The organism is Halorubrum sp. AD140 (assembly GCF_034497445.1).
Lineage (GTDB): Archaea > Halobacteriota > Halobacteria > Halobacteriales > Haloferacaceae > Halorubrum.
This window is the reverse complement of sequence record NZ_JAXRUU010000336.1, coordinates 1-1,040: the sequence shown is the minus strand read 5'-3', so window position 1 is coordinate 1,040 and position 1,040 is coordinate 1. Positions and strand designations below refer to the sequence as shown.

General features: G+C 64.9%; 1 protein-coding gene. It reads left to right on the top strand.

Annotation, left to right across the window (positions count from 1 at the left end; all coding sequences use genetic code 11):
- Nucleotides 1–366: 366 nt before the first annotated feature.
- Nucleotides 367–882 (top strand): helix-turn-helix domain-containing protein, encoded by a 516-nt coding sequence (locus U4E84_RS18660; protein WP_322533542.1) that lies wholly within the window; start codon nucleotides 367–369, stop codon nucleotides 880–882.
- The last annotated feature ends 158 nt before the right edge of the window (nucleotides 883–1,040 follow it).

Below are 1,040 nucleotides of genomic sequence, written 5' to 3'. Positions count from 1 at the left end.
GCTGTCGAATCGAATGAACTCGCCGCAGACACGGCCGACGCGTATCTCAAGCGCTGGATCGACGAAGCGGGCTTCCGAGCCCCGGCTCGCGATATCGGCGTGTTCCTGGAGTGACGCCGCGTCGAGTGTCGGTCGCAATCGCTTGACTACCGATTCGCGTGCGTACGTGAACGCGGGCATCGCGCCCGCCGCGAGCGACCGGGCACGAGTGGGGAGTTCGCCCGGTCGCAGGCGGTCGGTTTTCGACGGCGACGCTTGCACTCACCAGCCACGCCGTCGGGAGTGACGATCTGTACGCACGATCGGAGACGACGGAACCGCGGCTCACAACGTTTATTGCGACTTGCGTACAATTCGCTATCAGAGATGGCAACGAGAGAGACGAACCGGGACACGCCGCTGGACACCGGCGGTGAGGCGTTCGAACTCCTCGCGAACCCTCGCAAAGCCTGGATCTACACCTACGTCGGCTACCACCCGGAGACGACGGTCCAAGAGATAGTCGAGACGCTGGATCTCCCGCAACGAACGGTGTACGACTACGTGGCAGACCTCGAAGCCGCGGGGTTCATCGAACAGTCGAACGACGGCCGCCCGGCCGAGTACGCGGCTCGCGAGATCGACCTCCGACTGGTCGCAGGCGACGCCGAGCGCCAGATCACCGGCGCGTTGGTCGAGGCGGTCGCCCGTCGGCTGCGGGACGACGACATCGACGCCTACATCGATCGCCACGGACTCGACGGGCTCGCCGTCGCACTCGAATACGCACGCGAACACGCTAACGGGTCAGTCACACATCAGATCATGGCGCGTGAACTGGATCTCTCGACCCTGGAAGCGGGAGTCATCCTGGACGCGCTCCGCCCCGTCGTCAAGGAATGAGCCGAACGGAACGCGACGGCGAGGTCGTGTTCGTCGACTCGTCGGTCCTCATCAGCTGCGGTCGACGCGACAGTGCGCGATTTCGAGCCCTCGCCCGAGAAGCCAGACGGCGTGAGACGGTCTTCCGGCTCTCGCCACAGGTGTACGCTGTGGTGACC

Coding starts and splice junctions, on each gene's coding strand:
- U4E84_RS18660 (WP_322533542.1), top strand. CDS start 367: ATGGCAACGAGAGAGACGAACCGGGACACGCCGCTGGACACCGGCGGT.